Annotated in this window: 1 protein-coding gene; it reads left to right on the top strand. The window is 47.0% G+C overall.

Annotated elements, in window-relative coordinates; all coding sequences use genetic code 11:
* Positions 1 to 148 precede the first annotated feature (148 nt).
* On the top strand, positions 149 to 1,405 hold a 1,257-nt coding region (locus HMPREF2836_RS09270; RefSeq protein WP_210394345.1), incomplete at its 3' end, for an ATP-binding cassette domain-containing protein.

The following is a 1,405-nucleotide window of genomic DNA, read 5'->3' as shown; positions in this document are numbered from 1 at the left end:
GTGGTGGTGTTGGATGGTGGGTGTGTGGTGGAACAAGGAACCTACCGGGAGCTACTGAAGGCAGAGGGAAAGTTTATGGAAATTTTCAAAAATCAGATCTCTGAAGATTCTGCAGGGCGCAAAACTTCCGCTGAAAGGGACTATGAAGATGCGTAAGATTATGGCTAATACTGTTTGGTCCGTGGTTTATGCTTTCAGAAATCACCCCGTATGGACCGTCTCCTATCTAGCGTCTGTTGTGTGCCTATCACTATTCCCTGCTCTGCAGATGGAGGCTGTCACTAGACTTGTTGAGCATTTGGGTCAGAGCCAGGATGAAGTGCTCCCGCTAGCCCTGGGGGTTAGTTTTGTGCTGGCAGGATACATTGCCCTGGGGCAAGCATCAGACTCTCTGCGTATGATTCTAAATTCTCGAATGTCAAGTACGGGTATTCAGAACGTATCTTCTCGTCTGGCGACTTGTTCCTCTCAGGAAATCGCGAGCGGTGATTATGCTCGCTCATCAAGGGCAGCTCATGAAGCTGTGACAGGGGGGAGCCTGGGGTCTCAAGTTTCCACTATGGGTGCTCTGATATTCATCATTTTTTCGACGGGAGCTCTTAGCTATTCTGTAGGAAAGATCAATGTATATGCTTCACTCTGCATGCTTGCAGGCATGATTCCTGTTGCCTTGATGTCACATCTCTATTCGAGTAAGAATGCTGAGGCAATGGAAAAAATATATTCATATAGCTACAACGCGTGGCATAGCACTAACCAGATTGCACAAATAACTACTGCTCGTGAGCTTGCAATTCTTAATGCTCGGTCGTTCTTTGCGCATCGTGCTAATCAAGAACGGAAAAAATCCGGTGAGGAGGAAATTGGCCTAGCTCGTTACATCCTCAGAATATATACAATTGTTGGTTTTATAAGCGCTGCATTGCTAGCTTTAGCCCTTATTTTTCTAGCGGCCTCGGTGCCGGCTCCCGGTGCTCTTGCTGGAGCTGTTATAGGTATTACCTCGGCTATAGTCTCGCTTGGCTCGATGGGAAGCGACCTTAGCTCGATGGCAGCGGGGTCAAACGCAATTGATATATATCGAAAGTTTATTTCTAGCGCACAGCCCAAGCAGAAAAATTCGGTTGCCGATACCTACCTCGAGATTTCCAGCGTTTCCATTAGGAATCTTGCTATCCAGTATCCAAAAGCTGATTCTTTAGCTCTTAAAAACATCAATCTCACTTTTGGTCCCGGGCAGATGATTGGTATTGTCGGGCCCAGCGGATCGGGAAAGACAACCCTAGTAAATGCACTCATGGGTATGCTTAAGCCCTCCAAAGGAGACATCCTCATGGGAGGTAAGTCGGTACAGGACATATCACCTGATGATTTGTTGGCAAATGTTGGTTTGGTGAGTCAAGAC

The sequence above is a fragment of the Rothia sp. HMSC065C12 genome, from assembly GCF_001812085.1.
In the GTDB taxonomy this organism is placed as follows: Bacteria; Actinomycetota; Actinomycetes; order Actinomycetales; family Micrococcaceae; genus Rothia; species Rothia mucilaginosa.
Note: the sequence above shows the minus strand (reverse complement) of the source record. Positions and strands in the feature narration are given on the sequence as shown.